At 44.0% G+C, this 3,765-nt stretch carries 3 protein-coding genes; 2 read left to right on the top strand and 1 reads right to left on the bottom strand.

The window, feature by feature from the left end; translation table 11 throughout:
* Nucleotides 1-26: 26 nt before the first annotated feature.
* Nucleotides 27-1,214, bottom strand: a complete 1,188-nt coding sequence (locus AB4238_RS15385; protein ID WP_372034220.1) for a BamA/TamA family outer membrane protein — start codon at nucleotides 1,212-1,214, stop codon at nucleotides 27-29.
* A 170-nt stretch (nucleotides 1,215-1,384) separates the two neighbouring features.
* Here AB4238_RS15385 and AB4238_RS15380 point away from each other — a divergent pair, with 170 nt between their 5' ends.
* Together AB4238_RS15380 and AB4238_RS15375 are read left to right on the top strand one after the other, a co-directional pair.
* Nucleotides 1,385-2,614, top strand: a complete 1,230-nt coding sequence (locus tag AB4238_RS15380; RefSeq protein ID WP_372034219.1) for a DEAD/DEAH box helicase — start codon at nucleotides 1,385-1,387, stop codon at nucleotides 2,612-2,614.
* A gap of 533 nt (nucleotides 2,615-3,147) precedes the next feature.
* The gene (locus tag AB4238_RS15375) at nucleotides 3,148-3,552 is read left to right on the top strand and encodes a hypothetical protein (protein ID WP_372034218.1); all 405 of its coding nucleotides are present in this window, start codon (nucleotides 3,148-3,150) and stop codon (nucleotides 3,550-3,552) included.
* The last annotated feature ends 213 nt before the right edge of the window (nucleotides 3,553-3,765 follow it).

The following is a 3,765-nucleotide window of genomic DNA, read 5'->3' as shown; positions in this document are numbered from 1 at the left end:
GAAAGATCAACAGCCCTTAATGAACATTAAAACCCTGTGCCAACATTAACGTACCAGGCCACATCTTCAGGGCCTTTAGCAACATCAATTCCCATGTGCAGGCCGTAACGTCTTGCAATGGTGTACCTAAAGCCTAGCCCATAAGCATTTTGTTCATCGCTGTTCCACATTGAGCTGCTAGAGTCTCCAGCCACACCGCTGCCAAAGAAAGACAGCAGCATCCAACGAGGGGTGACTTTCCACATTAATTGCACCTCGGCAGAGCCAACGTTCTCCCCTTGGTAACGGTTTTTGGGGATACCACGAAGATCGATATAAGGATAGGCAAAAACTGGTAGCCGGTCATCGCTGGTAACGGATTGATAGCGCATCTTTAATCCGAATGTCAGGCTTTTAGAAAGTGGCCAATAGTTGATACCTTCAACGTTCAATGTTTGGTAATCATAATCACTGCCTAGGCTTTCGCTAAACCAATCATATTCAGCAACATAGTTATAGCCGCTGGTGGGTAGAAAGAAGTTATTGAGGCTGTCATATTCGATTATAGCGCCGAGTGCAGAGACCTTGGGAGTGGTATTTAATAGCCCTGTGAGTCTATCAATGAGTTCGGGAGGCAGAGTGCTGTTTTCGTGACGATTGCTCATATCAACACTAAAGAATTTCTGAGATATACCAACGAAAAATGCACTGTCAGGAATACGATACTGGAATTTTTGCAGTAATCCATAACCTTGCAAGTTAAGATCGAGGGAGAGAGCATCAGCAAAATCATTTTGGCTGTAATAGCTCATATTGATATCGCCATAGCCGCCACCGACCAAGTAACGAATACTGTCTTTGCCCCATGTTTGTCGATGTCCAGCAAAGCCCACTTTTGTGCCATTATCTGTGGCGCCGATCCCGACTACCGATATGCCAGGTGTGAGCAGCTGCGCACCACCATCAATGGAGTGGGTGGCCACCTCTTTTCGTTTGTCTCTTTGAGCGTCAGTCTCATGCAGAAATAACCCCATTACCGCGAGACCGTTACCCACTGACGGTTCGGTGATAATGCTAGGTACTGGCAGAAAACCGTAGGCATTTTCTGCTAGATATTCGCCAGCATCAAAGTAACCATCAATGGGGTCAAAGAAATCAATTGCGCTGGCATTACTTGAGAGCAAACTCGAAGCTGCAATGGTTATGGATAGCACTATCTTGTTATTATTTATCACGTTATTCGATCCCTCTTAAACGAGTTTTGAGTATAGTATCTAAAGCTTAATGTTTTCAAATAACTCACCGCTATTGCTTGGCTGAGTTACCAGTTAAAGCGAATAAAACAACTGTGATGTTTTCTGTTACTATGCGCGCAAGTTCTATAGCGATATTTAGGTACATGCAGGTGTCTTTTTCATCTTTATTATTAAGTGACGAGTTACTAAGCCTTCTAAAGCAAAAAGGTTATAACGAGCCTACACCGATCCAAACTGCTGCCATTCCGACTATTTTAAGTGGTAAAGATTTAATGGCGAGTGCTCAGACTGGCACCGGTAAAACTGCGGCTTTTACCCTACCAATACTGCAGCGGTTGACTACACAGTCAGTTGGTAAAAAGATTGATAGTATCCGTGCTTTAATCTTAGTGCCGACTCGTGAACTTGCTGTTCAAGTGAATAAAAGTGTTACTGAGTACGGGGTGAATACCGCGCTTAAAAGCATGGTTATTTATGGCGGTGTAAGTATCGATGCTCAGGCAAGCATACTCGCAGCTGGCGTCGATATTGTGGTTGCTACTCCTGGTCGGTTACTGGATCACCTGCGCCGTGGTTCGTTGTCATTGATGGCGATTGAAACTTTAGTTTTTGATGAAGCCGACAGAATGCTGGATATGGGCTTTATGGATGAAATTAATGCCATTCTCAAGCAGCTACCTGCGGAGCGACAAACTTTGCTGTTTTCGGCGACCTTTTCAGATGCTATCTACCGTTTAAGTAAGCAGTTACTCAACAAACCTTTACGCCTTGAAGTTGATAAGGCCAATAGCGCCGCAGACAGTGTCGAGGAAATAGTCTACGCGGTTGATAGCGAGCGAAAGCCCGCCCTAATTAGCCATTTAATTATCAAGCACGACTGGCAACAAGTACTCATTTTTAGCCGTAAGAAACAAACCGCCGATACCATTACCAGTAAGTTAGTTGCAGCAGGTGTTGCGGCTAAAGCTTTTCATGGTGATTTAAGTCAAGGTGCGCGCGAACAAGTGCTTAATGATTTTAAATCAGGAAATATCAAAGCGTTAGTCGCAACGGATGTAGCGGCGCGGGGGCTTGATATTGTTGAGCTCAATTATGTGGTTAATTTTGAGATCCCATTTGTTGCTGAAGACTATATCCACCGTATAGGCCGCACGGGCCGGGCAGGTTGCACAGGTAAAGCAATTACACTCTATAGTGAGGATGATGCTCGCTTGCTCGAAGAGCTAGAGTCACTACTAGATAAGCGTCTACCACAGCAATGGTTACCGGGTTTTGAGCCAGACTTAACCAAAATGGAAGTGCAGCCACGTAAAAATGGTAAAGCGGCACAAAGACAACGTGCCAAAAAGCGGGCTTTGGGTGCCAAGAGGAAGCGTTAAATATCTCGAACGTGTTTACCTTTGAATAGAGGGGTATCTAATAGCCAGCGACCAGCAAAACCTCTAATGCATCAGACTACGTCTGATTAAAGTCGTGGCGCTTCGCCCACACCCGAGCCAATGGGCAAAGCGCTTACGCCCCTAGGCAATCCCTCAGCGCACCGGCGAAATTTGAAAAGCAAAATTTCCAACGGGGGGAGATTTGATTCTTTGAGTTCATTGAAATATTTTTAGGCTCGGATGTTTACGGAAAACCGCTAAAGCTAAAACACAAGTGCTAAGTATTTACTCTTTAATAACCTAGTGAAGATGCAGTTAAGGCCTTCATATCCAGCCACGTTGCATACAGAGTTAGGTATTCCTCCCTAGGCTCTCTTTCTCCGCACTCAACAAGGCAGTTTTTGTAGCCTAAACTTAGAAATTATCTATTTACAGCAATGTCTTAGCAGTGATAGTTTGTTAAAAATTATACGAGTTGCCGAGAACGTTATCGAGCGACTAATGAATAAGCTGTTAGTATGCCAGGAGGGTGTATGAGGAAGTTCATACTAGTGCTTATTGTATGGTCAAATATTGCTTCTGCTGATGACTGTCGTTTTGAGTCTGAGCAAGCTAGATATGATGTAAGCAATGCTTCCAAAGATGCTGAATTAACCTTTGATAAGTCAGGAGTTTCATTTATATCTGTAGCTAACGGCATTGCTCCTACGCGTCCCGCATTTGACGATATTGAGATGACTGTTTGCGTAGTATTGGAAACTAAGTGGGAAACTTTGTGGGAAACTTTGTGGGTTGGTGTTGATAGTTCAGTTTGTGGGCCCTCAAGTGATTTAATAACCAAGGCGTTTTCCTATGCAGAGGTATTCAACAAGAGAATGCTTAATCTTGCTGCAACTAGTGAGTCATATAAGTGTGCCGATGAACTGCCGGCATACTAACGTATAAGGATAGGCCGCGCACAGCCGCGTCCTTATCTAGGGTAAGATCGTGAATGTTTTTCAAGCATTTATTAGTTTTTCCAAATAGGTCGAATCCATTGCAGCTCGGCGTCTCTTTCGGCGAAAAATACATAGACTAAAATACATAGACAGCCATAGTTAATGGCATCAATCGCGACCTCCAACTAAGCTTGAACTGAGCATTGAACAAGG

Origin of the sequence: Shewanella sp. 10N.286.45.A1 (genome assembly GCF_041470405.1) — a bacterium.
Lineage (GTDB): Bacteria > Pseudomonadota > Gammaproteobacteria > Enterobacterales > Shewanellaceae > Shewanella.
This window is presented reverse-complemented; position numbering and strand designations above follow the sequence as displayed.